Here is a 17,505-nt window from a genome sequence, read left to right as displayed (position 1 = left end):
AAGCCCGGTTTTATATTATGTATTAAAAAAATAATTATGGTATAATTAGCATAAAAGATACTGTAGAATTTTAAGTAAGAGAGCGTAAGCTCGAAGATTTTGATGTTTTTAATTAAAAACCAAAGTTTTTAATAATCCTAAAACCCGCCGTAGGCGAGAATAATTGCTTTGCAATTATTCAGATTAATTTTTATTAATATCTATTTTTAATCCTAATCCTTACCGAAGGTATGAATATTTTCTTTGAAAATATTAAAAAGTTTTTATTTTAAAATCTTAAACCTTTATCCTATTACCCGCCGTAAGCGTGAATAATTGCTTTGCAATTATTCAGAGGTTTTTAAATTGTTTATTAAAATTTAATTTTTTAATCCAATACCCTACCGGAGGTATGTCACGTGGAGGTGAACCATGAGAAAAAAAATACCATATGGAGAACAAAATTTTGAATGGGTAATAATGCAGAATTATTATTACATAGACAGAACAGAATATATAGAAAAATTAGAATCATTGAATGAAACTAATATAGTGTTTTTAAGGCCAAGGAAATTTGGAAAAACATTGTTCTTAGATACACTTGCAAAGTATTATGATATCAATTATGCAGAGAAATTTGAAAAATTATTTAAATACTTATACATAGGAAAAAATCCAACACCATTAAAAAACAGTTATTATATCTTGTATATGGATTTTTCTGGAATACAAACAGAAAATAAAGAAGTATTAATAAATAGTTTTAAAAATAATGTAATATCTTCACTGGATGATTTCAACAACAGATATGAAATAAAACTAAAAATAGAAAAAGAATACACAGAACCAGCAGATATAATAAGAGCATTTTTAACAGACTCTAAAGAAAAGTTAGACAAACCAATATACTTATTAATAGACGAATATGATCACTTTGCAAATGAATTATTGAGTTTCAATCTTGATTTATTCAAAGACAGCGTAACAAAACATGGATTTGTAAGGAAATTCTATGAAGAAATAAAAAAAGGAACAAAAACAATAATAGAAAGATTATTCATGACAGGAGTAAGTCCAATAATGTTAGACTCATTAACCAGTGGATTTAATATAACTAAAAATAAAACAATAGATATAAAATTCAACGAGATGCTTGGATTTAAAGAAGAAGAAGTAAAAGAATTATTGGAATATTATGACATATATTCAGAAAAATTATTAAAAGAAATGCAGGAAAATTATAATGGATATAGATTTAATAAAGAAGTAAAAGCAAAAGTATATAACCCAGACATGGTATTTTATTTTATAATACAATATGGAAGAACAAAAAAACCACCAGAAAAAATAATAGATGACAACATAATGAGTGATTACAAAAAAGTACAGAATCTATTTAGCTTAGGAGAATTGCTTGGAGTAAAAATAGACAAAGAAGAAACCAAAGAAGAAAGAGAAAAAACAACATCAAAAAAAATAATAGGGCAACTATTAAATGAAATATTATTAACAGGAAAAACAGAGCTAACAGAACTAACAACAATGTTCAATCCAGGAAAAAGGATAGAAGTAAAAGACATAAAATCATTATTATTCTATCTGGGATTCATGACATTTGAAAAAAAAGGAATAATAACATATCTAAAAATACCAAATTACTCAATGAAAAAAATATTCTCAGAATATTTCACAGAATATATAGAAGAAAAACTAACAGAATACATAGACCCAGAGCCAATAGAAATAGCGGTAAGAAAGATACTATCAGATGGAGAAATAAAAAGCTTTGCAAAAGAAATAGAAAGCCTACTGAACAAAATGGACAACAGAATATTCATGGGATTAGACGAAAAATACATAAAAGCAATAATGTATAGTTATCTAATACTAACGCCATATGCAATGGTAAAAATGGAATATCCAGTAGAAAATGGATATATAGACATAGCAATGTTCAAAAGATACGAAGAAGTGCCATATGAAGCGATAATAGAAGTAAAATACATAAAACAAAAAGAATACACAGAAGAAAAATTAAAAAGGAAAATAAAACAGGCAAAAGAACAAATAGAAAAATACAAGAAATCATATGAATTAAACACAAAAAATGAAACGATGAAAAAGTATATAATCGTTTTTGTTGGAAAAGAAGCAAAATATGTAGAAGAAATTAAATAGTAATATTCAAAAAGATGTTGAATAATAAAATGTAACTATAATTATAAAACTATTGTAATAAAAGGTTGACAAATCTAAAGTAATTTGTTATAATTATAAAAAACAAATATTTCGGGATGGGGATATTATGTTAAATAATAAAAACAGAAAAATTAATATAAAACAAAAGAAGCCTGGCTTGGAGCCGGGCTTTTTTGTTTCTTTGAATTAATATATCAAGTGATATATTAATTTTAAGTAAAGGAGTGATGTTTATCAGAATAAAAGTGGAATTTATTTCAGAAAAAAATATAATATTGCCATTAGGATTTAATAAGTATTTACAATCGTTGATATATAATATGTTTTCATTGAAACTACGCAAATTTATTCATGAAAAAGGTTTTGAAAGTTTTAGTAAAAGAGTGTATAGATTTTTTACGTTTTCTTCTATATTAAAAAAAGGAAAATACTATAAAAAAATGAAAATATTTAATTTTGGAAATAAAATAAGTTTTTTTATTTCATCACCTATAAATAAAATTTTGGAAGATATCATTGATAATTTATTTGATAAGGAAATTTTCGAATTAGGAGAAAACAGATTATATCTTTCCAGTATATTAGCTTTAGAAACTTATCATATAGAAACTAATAAGATGAATATATCAATGTTAACCCCAATTGAAGTTCATAAAACAGAAATAATAAATAATAAAAAGAAAACTATATATATTTCCCCTTTTCATGAACAGTTTGAAGAATTAATTAATCTTAATTTAAAACATAAATGGGAGGCATTTTATAATGAAGAATTAAAAGAAAATATAAAAATTACTCCACTATTTAAAAGAGATAATTATAAAAAGATAGTTTATTATGGTTTTGGAAAAAAAAGTTATATTGTTGAGGGTTGGATGGGAAAATATAAACTTGAATGTAGTCCTCAAATAATTGAATTTTTATATGATACAGGATTAGGAAGTAAAAATTCTCAAGGTTTTGGAATGTTTGAAGTAGTGGATGAGTAAAGAGGTAAAAATAAAGATAGACGAAATAAAAATAATCAACTCTACTGGTATCAAGATTTTTAATGTCAGAAATAAAGATCTATATTTCATGTTTTTTCCCTTCCAGCAGAAAAAGTTAGTTAGTGATTAACCGGATTGAATGGATATTTAACTCAATATAACTACACCAGGAATATAAAAATATTTTTAAAATTTTGAAATATAATATTATAGCAGTGTAAGGGGGGTTAAGATGATATATGAAATAGTAAATTATATAAAACATTTAGAAAGAAATTCTCCTGATATATTAAAAGAGGGGTTAAAACCAGATAAAGGAATACATATTTTTTTTGATGTTGAGAAATGTGATAATTTAGAGAATTTCCCAGGAGAAAAAAATATAGAGTGGGGATATTATAACGGTAAAAATATAAATGAATTTTTGAAAAGTATAGTTGATTATGATGTAAATAGCCATTATCTGGATATGAATAAACAAAAAAAATTCGATAAAAAACAAAAAATACACACGACATCCCCTTTTGCTTTTGGGTTTAATTTTAAATTGAATGATAAAGAAAAGGAGGAACTAGGTTCAAAAAATCCTAAAGTGTATAAAATAGAATTAATTTTAGAGCGTATAGAAGATTATTTTAATAATATTGAAAAAGAATTTACTATTCAAACACAATACAAAAATATGGTCAATAAATTTAAAGAGTGTTTAAAAAAAATATTAGAAAATTTAAAGGATAATATAAATGATAGTAGTGAATTTTATGAGATGATTAGAAAGTTAAAAAATAATGAGTACATTAAATTTTATTTGAAAAATATCTTTCTCGATGATTATAAAGATGTATATAAGAAATATTTAGATAAAAATATCTTTAATAAAGAAGAATTTAATTTAAAAAAAGAAAATGAAATTTTTGGAGTTATAGATTTTTATACAACATTTAATGATAATAAAATTTTTTTAAAACATAGAACTTCTTTTTTTAAACAGAATGTTAATTATAGATTTAATAGCGATATTGCATATTATTTGTATTTATTTAATATATTGAAAAAAAATAAACTTTTTCCTAATCCAATTCCTATTTTTATAGATAAAAGAGAATTTGTAAATGCTGATGATATGTTAAAAATTTTTAGAAAAAACAGTAAACTAACTTATTCAGAAGTCATAAAAGAAATTTTTGAAGAAAATAGTGATAGAGTTCTTCAAAATTATTATCTTTTGTTTTTTTTAGGTCAAGAGATAAAAGATTTTGATTATGTCTCTAAATTTAGATATTCTTTAAAAGAAGACGACAAATATCCTATGGTAAAAAACATATTTAAAATAAAGGAGCATGGAGAAATAAAGAAAGATAGAGAAATTAAAAATATTTTTCATTTTGAAAAGGATATAGTAAAGACTATTTTTAATAACTCATTAGTAAAAATTAAGAAAAATAACATATCTATGAATTATTTTGGTGAAATTAAAGTAGATTATGTTAGTGGTGGCGAGTTAGTTTATCAAATGATTATGAAATACCGAAAAGCTTTTTACGATTACATTTATAAATCAAAAACAGAGGCTATTAATTCTTTTATATGGGATGAAATATTATGGAATAGTATAATATCAGATCTAAGAAAAGATGAGATAGATAAAAATGGTTACCATACAAAAGAAAATAATATAAAAGAAAAACTTAATATATGGTTTAGTTTTTATAATTACTTTGATAAAAAAGAAGGGAGGATAGATATGGCATCAAAAATTCCTGAATTACTAAACAAAATAAGAGAAATTGTTAATGAAAATGAAAATAAACATTTCGAGTCTATTGAAGAGTTTGTTTTTGGAGCAGGACAACTTATCTATTATTTAATTAGTCTTAGTGAAACATCGGAAAAAACTCATGCATTATTAGAACCATTTATTCAAAAAATAAATGCAACACAACTTCAAAATGCTATATCCCATGCAATTAATGCTTATAAATATAATATTTCATTTGGGAATAAGAAATTTGAAAAGTTGGCAGCAGAAGTTTTGGGTTTTGAAACAGAACAAAATCTTAAACCATATCAAAAATATTTACTTGCGGGGTATTTTGCTAATTCTATAATTTATGAGAAAAATGAAAATAATGAGGAGGGATAAAATGAAGGATAAAATTTTCAAAAAAAGAGCGTATGGATTTGTAGTTATTAAAGCTATTAATTCTAATTACAATGCTGATTTTACAGGACAACCCAGAACATTACCTAATGGAACTGTTTATGCAACAGATAAGGCTTTGAAATATACAGTAAGATATTATCTTGATAATGAATATAAAGATAAAAAAGTATTCATATTTAAAAGAACAAATAATAATTTAAATCCTTACACTCTCGCGGAATCATATAATAATTTTTTTAACACGAATGTTGAAAAGGATGATAAAAAAGCTATTATTAAAAATCTTCTTTCTGCTGTTGATGTAAGGTTTTTTGGTGTTACCTTTGCTCCAAAAGGTAATGGAGGAAAAGATATAAAAGATAAAAATATTTCTATTCATGGTCCTGTTCAAATTACACATGGTATTAATATTTGGAAAGAAGGAAATATTTATTCAGAACAGATTATGTCACCTTTTAGGAATCCATCAGATAAGGAAGGCGCTGAAAAGTCAGCATCAACATTGGGAAGACAGTCAAAATTAGAAGAAGGACATTATATACATCATTTTTCAATAAATCCTAAAACCATAGAAAATATTATTGAAAATGTGGCGGAAGAAGAGAATATGATCGAACTAGCTTTAACAGAAAATGATATATCGATCTTAAAAGAGGCTTTGAGAAAAGGTGTAAGTTATTACGACTCATCATCAAAGTCAGGTGTTGAAAATGAAATTTTATTTTATGTAGAATTAAACGAAAACTCAAAAATAGTTTTACCAAATTTCACCGATTTAATAAAAATGAAGGATGATGGAGAAAAGAGGTGTTTTGATCTGAAAGTCATAAAAGATGAATTAGAAAAATATAAAGCTGAAATTGAAAAATGTGAAATTTATTATGATAAAAATATTATATGTATAAAGAATTTACCTGAAGATTGCGTAGAATATACTTTAAATGGTGAAAAATATGAGGGATAAATTTTATGGGCTGTAATTATTTACAGCCCATAAATAAAAAATGAAGAGGTGAAGAAAAAATGAAGAATAATAAACTTATTTCCTTTATAATAAATTCAAATATGGGATTTTTAAAAAAACCTGATATTAATGATAGTATTTATCTTACATTTAATATGCTTCATAAACCTGTATTATTAGGAATATTAGGTGCTATTGCAGGATTAGAAGGATTTAAAAAAGGTACAAATTTTCCTGAATATTATAACGAATTACAAGAAGTTCTCGTGGGAATTGAACCTATAAATCATAAAAATGGATATTTTCAAAAAACAGTGATTAAATATAGTAATACTACTGGATTTGCAAACGAAGGAGAGAATAAAAAAGGTACAAATTTACTAATATCTGAGCAGACTCTTCTGAAACCGTCGTACAAAATTTATGTTTTACTTGATCTGAGAAATAAATATCAAAAAAAATTATATAATTATATAAAAGAACAAAAAGCAGAATATTTACCTTATTTGGGGAAAAACGATTATCCGATATGGTGGACAGAATTTATTGAATATTCTAACTGGAAACATATAGATAATATAGAAAAAGCAATAGAAATTTCTACAATTTTTATAAAAGGAAGACCTCTTAAAGAGATAAATGAAAATGAAAATGAAAATTTTGATTTATTTGATTTTTCGAATATAGATAAGGAAAAAAATTACTTTGCATATTTTGAGAGATTGCCTGTAAAATATGATGAGGTAGTACAGCAATATGAATATAAAAATTTTGTATTTACCAATTTTAAAATAAAATTTTCTAAAGATTTTATAAAGAGTGATATCTACAAAATAACTTATAATGATAATAATATATTTATTAGTTTATTTTAAAAAAAATAGGTGGAGATGAATTCAAAAATGGAATTGGAAAAAATAAAACAATTTTTGAAAAAAAATCAATATTATGCTCATATAAATGAAGATGAAAATAAGAAAGAATTATTAATAGAACATACGGAATTAGTAATGAAATATTTTAATAAACTAATAGAAAAAAATAACCTAAAAATTATTATTGAAAATTTAATAAAGAATATTGTTTTTAATTATGAAAATAAAAAGGAAGCGGAAAAATTAATAAAAAAATATTTTAATTTGATTCCTTTATTTCATGATATTGGAAAAATAAACCCTAACTTTCAGATTGAAAAAATGGGAAATGATAAATTTAAAAAAGAGAAATTATCAAATATTGGAAGTAGTCATTCTAAAATAGGTGCATATATATATATTCAAGCATTTTTAAAAGAAACAAATGAAAAGCATTTTTTAAGTGATGAGAAAGTTATAAATTTATTTATATTATTTGCATTAAGTTTTTCTATTTTAAATCATCATTCTCCAACTTTAAATTATAATAATGAATATTTTGAGGATAATTTTATTGAGGAATTATTGAAATTTATAAATAAAGAACTTTTAATAGAAACGGATTTCGAGTTTCAAAAAAATATAAAGAAACAATTTAATACAAAAATATTGAGAGATATATTTGATAAAATAAAGTTTGATTATTTTGCTTTATTTGCTTTATTAAAACTAAACTATTCTCTTTTAACTGCAGCAGATTATTATGCTACAACGCATTTTATGAATAACTGGGAAAAAATGTATGGTGATTTTGGGATATTAACAGATAAGATAAAAGATAAAATTGTTGAAAATGTAAAAACTACCAAAAAGTATAATAAAGAATTGTATAATAAAATTGATAATTATAAATTAGAATTTCCAGATGAAAAAAGCAATATAAATTTGAATAAATTAAGGCAAAATTTGGCTTATGAGGTTATATCTGGAATAAGAAAAAATATAGATAAAAAACTCTTTTATATTGAAGCCCCAACAGGCGGAGGAAAAACGAACCTATCAATACTCGCATTAACTGAATTTATAAAAAATAATAAAAAAGATATAACAAAAGTATTTTATGTTTTTCCCTTTACAACGCTTATAACTCAAACTTTTAATGTTCTGAAAGAAACTCTTGAATTAAATAATAATGAAATAGTACAAATTCATTCAAAAACAGGTTTTTTTCAAAAAGAAGATGAAAATAAATATGGAAAAGATAGACTAAATATAGTTGATTATTTATTTGTTAATTATCCAGTAGTTCTTTTATCTCATGTTAAATTTTTTAATATATTAAAGTCAAATAATAAAAGTAACAATTATTTGTTATATAGATTAGCTAATTCAATTGTTATTATTGATGAACTTCAAAGTTATCCACCAGAAGAATGGGATAAAATTATTTATTTTATCAAAAAGTATTCAAATTATTTTAATATAAAATTTATATTAATGTCAGCGACCCTACCTAAAATAGGGAAATTACTATTAGAAGATGAAAAGAAAGGAGAAGACTTTGTTTATCTTATAAGTGAAAAAGAAAAATATTTTAATAATCCTAATTTTAAGAAAAGAGTAGAGATAAGTTTTTCACTTTTAGAAAAAATAAAAAAGGATAAAGAAGAAAATTTTTTAAGGAATTTATATAAAGAAGTACTAATTGAATCAAAAAAATATAAAAAAAGAAATGATTATGTGCACACTATTATTGAGTTTATAATAAAAAAAACAGCTGATGAATTTTACCAAATTGCTATTCAAAGAAATGATGAAGAAAGATTTTTTGATGAAATTTTTATTTTATCAGGATTAATCTTAGAACCAAGAAGGAAAGAAATTATTAGCAAAATAAAGAATAATAATTATAAAAAGAAAAATATTTTATTGATTACCACTCAGATAGTAGAAGCAGGTATGGATATTGATATGGATTTAGGATTTAAGGATATATCAATTGTAGATTCTGATGAGCAATTAGCAGGTAGAATCAACAGAAATGTAAATAAATCAAATAATAAATTATTTTTATTTAATTATGATGATAGTTCAAAAATTTATGGTAATGATAATAGATTTAAAAAACTTAATAAGAGTATTGAATACTATAAAGATATTTTGCAAAAAAAATCATTTGATAGACTTTATGATGATGTGATGCAAGAAAAACGAATACACAATAATCAATTAGATTTTAGAGATAATTTACCAGCATATATAAACTTTATTAAAAAATTAAATTTTGAAAAAATAGATAAAAATTTCCAAATAATCAAAAATGATTTTATAGATATAACTGTTTTTATTCCGGTAAAAGTTCCTATTGTTATAGATGAGAAAATAAAAAATTTTACGAATGAAGAGATAAAGTTTTTAAAAAGTAAAAAAATAATTAATAATAATGATGTTTATGTTGATGGAGAAAAAATCTTTGATTTATATTGTAGTATTATAGAGAATAAAAATAAAAACTTTATTAATAATAAAATTGAATTAATAATTATGCAAGGAATCATGTCTAAATTTATAATATCAGCCAATTTATATTCTGAAAAATTTCAAAACATTATAAAATCTGGAAATATTGAAAATAAATATGGATTTTATAAAATTATTAATGCAGATGATGTATATGATTATAATACAGGATTTAAAAAACTTGAATTTAGTGATATTTTTATATGGTAAAATATTAAAATAAGGAGAATATAATGAAATCAATAAAAATTTATGGTAGTTTAATTCAAGCATACTTTATTTGTAAAAGGCAGATTTGGTTGCTTGCCCATCAATTAATTGGTGAGCAAGATAATGCTTTTATAGAAATAGGAAGGTTTATAGCAGAAAAAAGTTATCAAAATACAAAAAAAGAAATTAAAATTGATGGTGGAATAATAGATTTTATAAAAAAAGAAGATGGAAAAATAATAATTGCGGAAGTAAAAAAATCTTCTAAAAATTTGAAAAGTGCAGAATATCAATTGTTGTTTTATTTAAAACGATTAAGGCATAAAATAAATATAAAAAATGCAGAAATCAGAATACCAACTGAAAAAAAGATTATAAAAATTGAAATAACAGAAAAAAAAGAAAAAGAGTTAGAAAAAATAGAAGAAGAAATTATAACCATAATTAATAAAGAATTACCTCCGAAATCAGAAAAAATAAAATATTGTAAAACTTGTTCGTATCATGATTTTTGTTGGGGATGAGAAAATGAAAGAGAGTATATATATATTTAGTAGTGGTCAATTGAAGAGAAAAGACAATTCAATTGTTTTTATAACTTCGGATAATAAAAAAAAAATATATACCAATAGAAAATTTAAAAGAAATCATAATTTTTGGGGAAGTTAATATGACCAAAAAGACTATAGAATTTTTAAGTCAGAAAGAGATAATAGTATCTTTTTATAATCATTATGGATATTACGTTGGAAGTTATTATCCTCGAGAACATTATAATTCAGGATATATGATTTTAAAACAAGCAGAACATTATATAAACGGAATAAAAAGAAGTAAACTTGCAAAAAGTTTTGTAATAGGAGCAACAAAAAATTCTTTAAAAATTTTGAAATACTATAATCGTAGAAAAAAAGAACTTGAAGAATATATAAAAAAAATAGGAATGCTTTTAAAACAGTTAGAGAAAAAATCAGAAATTACAGAAATTATGCCGATCGAGGCAGAAATAAAAAAAGAGTATTATAAAACATTTAAAATAATAATAGAAAATGAAGATTTTAAATTTACAAAAAGAAGTAAGAGGCCTCCAGAAGATCGAATAAATGCATTAATAAGTTTTTCTAACTCAATAATATATAATATGATATTAAAAGAAATTTATACGACACATCTTGATCAAGGATTGGTTATTTACATACAACGAATTTTAGAAGATTTTCATTAAATCTTGATATAGCAGAAATATTTAAACCAGTAATAGGAGATAGAACGATATTTAACGTTTTAAATAAAAAGATAATAAGCGAAAAAGATTTTGAAATAGGAATGGATGGGGTTTTCCTAAATGATAAAGGAAAACAAAAATTTCTTGAAAAGTTGGAAGAGCGATTGAAACAAACAATAAAACATTATAAATTAAACAAAAGAGTAAGTTATAGAAGTTTAATGAAATTAGAATTATATAAACTTGAAAAGCATTTAATTGGAGAAGATGAATATAAACCTTTTGTAATGGAGTGGTGAAAATGTTTGTGATATTATACTATGATGCAAATGAAAAAAGGGTATCAAAGTTTTTAAAAATATGTCGAAAATATTTAACGTGGGTTCAGAATTCAGTGTTTGAAGGGGAAATTACAAAGGCAAAATTAGAAAAATTAAAATATGAATTAAAAATAAAAGTTAAAGATAATGATTCTATAATAATATACGAATTCAGAAGTATGAATTATAGTAAAAGAGAAGTTATAGGTATAGATAAAAAGGAAAATAATAAATTTATATAAGAATCTGTCGATATGGAATAGTAATTATAATGTAGAAGATAGACAGAAAAATTTCTTTCTTTTTTGTAAAAAAAACAATGATAATTAGAAAATTAAATAAAAAATATGATATAATACTTTTATAAAAAATATATTTAGTCAAAAGATTATAGAAAAATTACCTTTCTACAGTACCTATGAGGAATTGAAACGTGTTTGCCTATATTGGATATGTTAAAATTTGATGACTTTCTACAGTACCTATGAGGAATTGAAACCAAGAATTATAGTGTATCTTTATTAATTGAAGAAACTTTCTACAGTACCTATGAGGAATTGAAACTATACAACAAGTTATGCAAGAATAAAACTTTTTGAAGCTTTCTACAGTACCTATGAGGAATTGAAACTTTGAATTTTCTGTGAATACACCAGCTACAATAATCTTACTTTCTACAGTACCTATGAGGAATTGAAACATAGGAATGAGACGTCCAGGAATAATGCCGCATAAACCTTTCTACAGTACCTATGAGGAATTGAAACATTATTTTTTTTGCTAATAAATCATCAAATATTTTTTTCTTTCTACAGTACCTATGAGGAATTGAAACGTGGAAGTGGATTTACTGAACCAACCCCCACTTCTTACCTTTCTACAGTACCTATGAGGAATTGAAACGAATATACTTGTCTTCCAATACTTAATATTTTTACACCTTTCTACAGTACCTATGAGGAATTGAAACATCAACACTAAGCGAAATTGAAAATAATAAATATTTACTTTCTACAGTACCTATGAGGAATTGAAACATTTTTTTTACGATATAATCAGCATATTCTTTTGCTTCTTTCTACAGTACCTATGAGGAATTGAAACCTTCAAATTGTGCTACAGTCATATAACTAACTGTTTCTTTCTACAGTACCTATGAGGAATTGAAACTTTTAATAGTCTTTGGTTTTATAGACTTTTTTATCTCTTTCTACAGTACCTATGAGGAATTGAAACTAAAAAAGGAAATGACTGATTGGTTATTTTCTGATGACTTTCTACAGTACCTATGAGGAATTGAAACATTTGCAGTTTTGTTATTAGCCTTGTTGTTAGGGTATACTTTCTACAGTACCTATGAGGAATTGAAACAAGTTTTAGAAGGAGTTACTACAGGAGAATAGTTTGCTTTCTACAGTACCTATGAGGAATTGAAACAATTAATAATAGACATTTAAAATCATTCTTCATTCCTTTCTACAGTACCTATGAGGAATTGAAACAAAACTCCTGCATATCCAAATAGTTCGGTGTTTAACCTTTCTACAGTACCTATGAGGAATTGAAACTCCAGAATGTGGGACAATAGCTTTTGCAACAGATACTAACTTTCTACAGTACCTATGAGGAATTGAAACTAATAACATTACATTATCTGATACAAACAAATTAACACTTTCTACAGTACCTATGAGGAATTGAAACTCTATTGGAAATGTATTAACTTATCCAATAATTTCTGTCTTTCTACAGTACCTATGAGGAATTGAAACCAAGTTTTTACTAGTGATGAATTAGAGAAGTGGTAACTCTTTCTACAGTACCTATGAGGAATTGAAACATATTGGATCAAAAACAGGACCTAAACTTATTTGACTGCCTTTCTACAGTACCTATGAGGAATTGAAACACTGTCCCGTCAAGTAGAACATAGAGAAAATAAACGCTTTCTACAGTACCTATGAGGAATTGAAACAATGGTCATGAGAATTATCCAGGACAAATAATTTTTTCTTTCTACAGTACCTATGAGGAATTGAAACAACAAAGGCACAAACGCATTACCACCTTTAGAAAACGTTTTTATCGTACCTATAAGGAATTGAAACATTTTTTTAATTGGAGATTTGCTTTCTAACTTATAATCGTTTTTATCGTACCTATAAGGAATTGAAACAATCATATAATTCAGTATCTAATTCATGAAATAAATGTTTTTATCGTACCTATAAGGAATTGAAACATAAAAAATGTAAATTCAAGTACTTTGAAAAATTATAGTTTTTATCGTACCTATAAGGAATTGAAACCTGGGTATTTTCCCATCTTCCAACTTTTCAATATAGCTTTCTACAGTACCTATGAGGAATTGAAACTCCTGAGTATTTGGAGTATTTAAGATATGGAGAGTTGCTTTCTACAGTACCTATGAGGAATTGAAACATAAAAATGTTTGTTAATATACTGTCTGTATCTGTGTACTTTCTACAGTACCTATGTGTATTTGTCAAGTGAACGGTGGACGTGATTACAATTGAAAAATGGTTCTTTCTAAAATTACTTGAAGATTTTTACTAAACTCTTTAGTATTACACTATTTAAATCAAAAAGATTTATTATTGCTAGATATTTATTATAATTCAATCGATATATGTTATATTCGTTTTTTTATCAAGAAAAATCAGAAAGACCCTGAAGTTATAAATAATTACATTAATTAAATGCAACAGATAGTTTTATTTTGGATCACAAACAAACTTTCAAAGAGTTTTTATCAGAAATAATTCAAGAATTATATAATGAAGGACAAATTAAATTTGCATAAAAAATAATGGGGAGATTTTCTCCCCATTTTATTTTACCAATGTACTATTTAAAAATTCTTCTATGTTTTTTTGAGTAATTCTATATGTTTTTCCAACTCGGGAAGCTCTAATTTTTCCTGTTCTAATGTATCTTCTTACAGTATCAGAATTTACTTTTAATATTTTAGCAACTTCAGCGGGAGTGTAAACTTTTAAAGAATCAGCATCGTTTAATGATTCAACTTGAATATTTTTAGGAGTATATCCATAAGTTTCTTTGAAATCAAGAATTTCTATTCCTATAACATTTCCATTTTCATCAATGTCAGCATTGAATGTCATGTCATCATTTAAAGATATTGTTTTAACTATTTTATTATTTTTCTCCTTTGAAAAATAAATATATGCAGAATCGGTTGATTTTTCATAAGTCATTCTCATTATCATACCTCCTTTGAATTTGATTTTTCTATATAAAGTGAGCCGGGATTAACCCAGCGTCACAGTTATTACAATTTTTTTGTTATTTTCTTCAACATAAACAACACGGATAATTTTAGAATTAAGTGTTTTTATTGAAATCCTTTTATTACCTTTTCCGGGGTGGATGATATCTGGATTCTCAAGTGTTTCAAGTACATCATTCTTAGATATTCCTCTTTCTTCAGCTCTTTGTAGGGCGTGGAGGCTAAATTCAATATCTATAATACCACCTCCAAAGATTTATTAACAATATTATTATACAATATTTTATATATTTTGTCAAGTGTTTATATGTGTTTATAATATTTTATATTTGAAAGGAGTGAAAATATTGCAAGAAGTGAAATAAAGCCAAGCGAAATTCAGATTATAAGTGTTATGGATGATGTTGGTGTAAATGGTAAAATAAAAAAGAACAAAAAGAGGAAAATAAAAATGGACAAAATAGATAAAAAAATAAAGAAACAGTTTTAATCATCCATGTTGGAATATATAGAAATATTGCAAGATATTCGAGATGGATAAAATAATTATATATTTTATTTATTAATAAAAGATAATGAAAAAGACGATATTATTAGTGTTAATATTTCAGAGGTTGGTGGTAATTTGAAAAAAATATTGACTATAGGGGAAATGTTAATTGATTTTATATGTTTGGATAAAAATAAAGATTTATCAAAAGGAGTTCGTTTTGAAAAAAAAGCTGGTGGAGCTCCAGCAAATGTTGACGCTGTTGTATCTCTTTTAGGTGGTGAAAGTTCGATTTTAGGAAATGTAGGAAATGATTCTTAGGGTATTTTTCTAGTAAATAAGATGAAGGAATATAATGTAGATACTTCTCTAAAGGGGAAAAAGATTATTTTAAGATTGTTAAGTTTGCTAATGAAGTAGGAGAAATGATTTGTACAAAAAAAGGAGCGTTAAGAGCTTTGGAAATGCCAGGGGGAATACTATGAGTAAGTTTAAATTGAAACTATATGAAGATATTAAAGTAAAAGATGATTACGTGATAACTATTAAGTATAGTGCTGATAAGCATTTTTTTGATGCTGTAGATATGAAAATTTCTATTTCATTAGAAATAGAAAAATCTGATGAGAAAAAGGAATACATTGCTGAAATAATTGATCCATTTGGCAATTCAAGAAAAAAATTCTACTGTTTGAAAACATTTTTTATCGAATTAGAAAAATATTTAAATTCTTTTTTTGGAATTTCTGAGATTATAAAATATCGAAAAGCTTATAGAGCAATATCTGAAAAGAAGATTGATAAAAATATTTTAGATCTTTTAGTATATTCAGCTAAATTGGCCCCCTCATGTGCAAATAAACAACCTTGGAATTTTAGGGTAATTTCAGAGGAAGGGCTTTTAGAAAAGGTAAAAGAGGCTTTGCCAGGTGGAAATTATTGGGCAAAAAAATCTCCAGCAATAATAGCAGTGTATACTAAAAAAGAGGATGATTGTGTTTTATCTGATAATAGAAATTATTTTCTTTTTGATACAGGATTAGCTGTTGGTAATTTGTTAGCTCAAGCAACACAATTTGGGTTGATTGCTCATCCAATAGCAGGTTTTGATCCTATAAGAGTTAAAGAGACTTTGGGTATTGAAAATGAATTTATTTTGATTACTTTGATTGTTTTAGGACATTATGGTGATATTTCTAATTTAAGTGATAAACATCAAAAAAGTGAACATGACATAAGAAAAAGGAAGGTTTAATTCCCTTTTTAAACTACAATATTTTGATTTAGTGTTCCGTTTTTAAAATTATTAATATTTTCTAATGTGGTTTCAGCAATATTAGTTAAAGCTTCTTGAGTGAAAAAACCTTGATGACCAGTAATTAATACATTTGGAAATGTAGTTAGTCTAAGAAATGTTTCATCATCAATGATTTCTTCTGATAAATCTTCAAAGAAAATATTTTCTTCTTCTTCATAAACATCTAATCCAAGATAACCTATTTTTTTTGATTTCAATCCATCTATTACAGCTTTTGTATCTATTAAACCTCCGCGGCTTGTGTTTATTATCATTACACCCTTTTTCATCAAATTAATTGTATTTTTATTTATGATATGGTATGTATCTTTATTTAAAGGACAGTGTAAAGAAATAATATCTGATTTTTTAAATAATGTATTTAAATCAACATATTCTCCAATAAATTTATCATTTAGGAATTTGTCATATCCTAAAATTTTCATGCCAAACCCTTTTAAAATATTTGCTGTAATTCTTCCGATTTTTCCAGTGCCAATAATACCAACAATTTTTCCATGCAAATCGAACCCTAATAAACCATCGAGTGAAAAATTATTTTCTCTTATTCTTAAATAAGATTTATGAATTTTTCTATTTAATGAAAGAATTAAAGCTATTGTATGTTTTGCAACAGCATATGGTGAATATTTTGGAACATGTACGACTTTTATGTTATATTTTTTTGCAGCTGAAATATCGACATGGTTAAATCCTGCAGATCTTAAAGCAATTAATTTAATTCCATTTTCATTTAGATTGTCGTTTACAAAAGCACAAACAACATCATAATCTTTTGCTAAAATAGCAGTTTTTTCATTTAATTTTGATTCAAAATACTTAATGTCAAAATTATACTTTTTATTTGCATAATTAAAAAATTCTATATCATATTTTTTTGTACTAAAAAAAGCAATTTTCGTATATATCCTCACCCTTTTGAATTAAATAATAATAGAATAATATGTTTTTAATCAGCCATATTATAGCAAATATACTTTTCATATGATTTATAATCATATT

The 17,505-nt window shown here is 24.6% G+C and carries 13 protein-coding genes, 1 pseudogene and 1 CRISPR repeat array; of the genes and pseudogenes, 11 read left to right on the top strand and 3 right to left on the bottom strand.

Features of this window, described 5'->3' with window-relative positions; genetic code table 11:
• Positions 1 to 411 precede the first annotated feature (411 nt).
• From XO12_RS03910 to cas2, 9 genes and pseudogenes are all read left to right on the top strand, one after another.
• Positions 412 to 2,157, top strand: a complete 1,746-nt coding sequence (locus tag XO12_RS03910; protein WP_175419706.1) for an AAA family ATPase — start codon at positions 412 to 414, stop codon at positions 2,155 to 2,157.
• Positions 2,158 to 2,405: 248 nt separating this feature from the next.
• Positions 2,406 to 3,167 (top strand): CRISPR-associated endoribonuclease Cas6, encoded by a 762-nt coding sequence (cas6, locus tag XO12_RS03905; RefSeq protein ID WP_217683635.1) that lies wholly within the window; start codon positions 2,406 to 2,408, stop codon positions 3,165 to 3,167.
• Between the two features lie 232 nt (positions 3,168 to 3,399).
• On the top strand, positions 3,400 to 5,310 hold the full coding sequence (locus XO12_RS03900; RefSeq protein WP_175419704.1) for a hypothetical protein: 1,911 nt from the start codon (positions 3,400 to 3,402) through the stop codon (positions 5,308 to 5,310).
• A gap of 1 nt (position 5,311) precedes the next feature.
• Positions 5,312 to 6,295: a type I CRISPR-associated protein Cas7 gene (locus tag XO12_RS03895; RefSeq protein ID WP_175419703.1), complete on the top strand. Its 984-nt coding sequence runs from the start codon at positions 5,312 to 5,314 to the stop codon at positions 6,293 to 6,295.
• A gap of 59 nt (positions 6,296 to 6,354) precedes the next feature.
• Positions 6,355 to 7,170: a type I-B CRISPR-associated protein Cas5 gene (locus XO12_RS03890; RefSeq protein WP_175419702.1), complete on the top strand. Its 816-nt coding sequence runs from the start codon at positions 6,355 to 6,357 to the stop codon at positions 7,168 to 7,170.
• Between the two features lie 15 nt (positions 7,171 to 7,185).
• Positions 7,186 to 9,879 (top strand): CRISPR-associated helicase Cas3', encoded by a 2,694-nt coding sequence (gene cas3 / locus XO12_RS03885; protein ID WP_175419701.1) that lies wholly within the window; start codon positions 7,186 to 7,188, stop codon positions 9,877 to 9,879.
• A gap of 23 nt (positions 9,880 to 9,902) precedes the next feature.
• A complete protein-coding gene (gene cas4, locus XO12_RS03880; RefSeq protein WP_217683634.1) occupies positions 9,903 to 10,403 on the top strand; it encodes a CRISPR-associated protein Cas4 in 501 nt (166 codons plus the stop codon).
• 4 nt (positions 10,404 to 10,407) lie between these two features.
• Positions 10,408 to 11,403, top strand: a pseudogene (gene cas1b, locus XO12_RS03875) (type I-B CRISPR-associated endonuclease Cas1b).
• Between the two features lie 2 nt (positions 11,404 to 11,405).
• Positions 11,406 to 11,666, top strand: a complete 261-nt coding sequence (cas2, locus tag XO12_RS03870; protein WP_175419700.1) for a CRISPR-associated endonuclease Cas2 — start codon at positions 11,406 to 11,408, stop codon at positions 11,664 to 11,666.
• A 161-nt stretch (positions 11,667 to 11,827) separates the two neighbouring features.
• Positions 11,828 to 13,934: a CRISPR direct-repeat array (repeat unit 30 nt; unit sequence CTTTCTACAGTACCTATGAGGAATTGAAAC).
• Positions 13,935 to 14,276: 342 nt separating this feature from the next.
• Here cas2 and XO12_RS03865 read toward each other — a convergent pair.
• Positions 14,277 to 14,669, bottom strand: coding sequence for a helix-turn-helix domain-containing protein (locus XO12_RS03865; RefSeq protein WP_197072570.1), 393 nt, complete (start codon positions 14,667 to 14,669; stop codon positions 14,277 to 14,279).
• A 48-nt stretch (positions 14,670 to 14,717) separates the two neighbouring features.
• The gene (locus tag XO12_RS11600) at positions 14,718 to 14,927 is read right to left on the bottom strand and encodes a DUF4258 domain-containing protein (RefSeq protein WP_368493425.1); all 210 of its coding nucleotides are present in this window, start codon (positions 14,925 to 14,927) and stop codon (positions 14,718 to 14,720) included.
• Positions 14,928 to 15,320: 393 nt separating this feature from the next.
• Between XO12_RS11600 and XO12_RS03855 the strand changes: the two genes are divergently transcribed.
• Entirely contained in the window at positions 15,321 to 15,506 is a 186-nt protein-coding gene (locus XO12_RS03855; RefSeq protein ID WP_217683633.1) for a PfkB family carbohydrate kinase, read from the top strand.
• Between the two features lie 160 nt (positions 15,507 to 15,666).
• Positions 15,667 to 16,440 (top strand): nitroreductase family protein, encoded by a 774-nt coding sequence (locus XO12_RS03850; protein WP_197073311.1) that lies wholly within the window; start codon positions 15,667 to 15,669, stop codon positions 16,438 to 16,440.
• Positions 16,441 to 16,448: 8 nt separating this feature from the next.
• Here XO12_RS03850 and XO12_RS03845 read toward each other — a convergent pair whose 3' ends face one another.
• Entirely contained in the window at positions 16,449 to 17,417 is a 969-nt protein-coding gene (locus XO12_RS03845) for a 2-hydroxyacid dehydrogenase (protein ID WP_368493424.1), read from the bottom strand.
• Positions 17,418 to 17,505 lie beyond the last annotated feature (88 nt).

It is taken from the genome of Marinitoga sp. 1154 (assembly GCF_013363285.1).
Lineage (GTDB): Bacteria > Thermotogota > Thermotogae > Petrotogales > Petrotogaceae > Marinitoga.
This window is presented reverse-complemented; position numbering and strand designations above follow the sequence as displayed.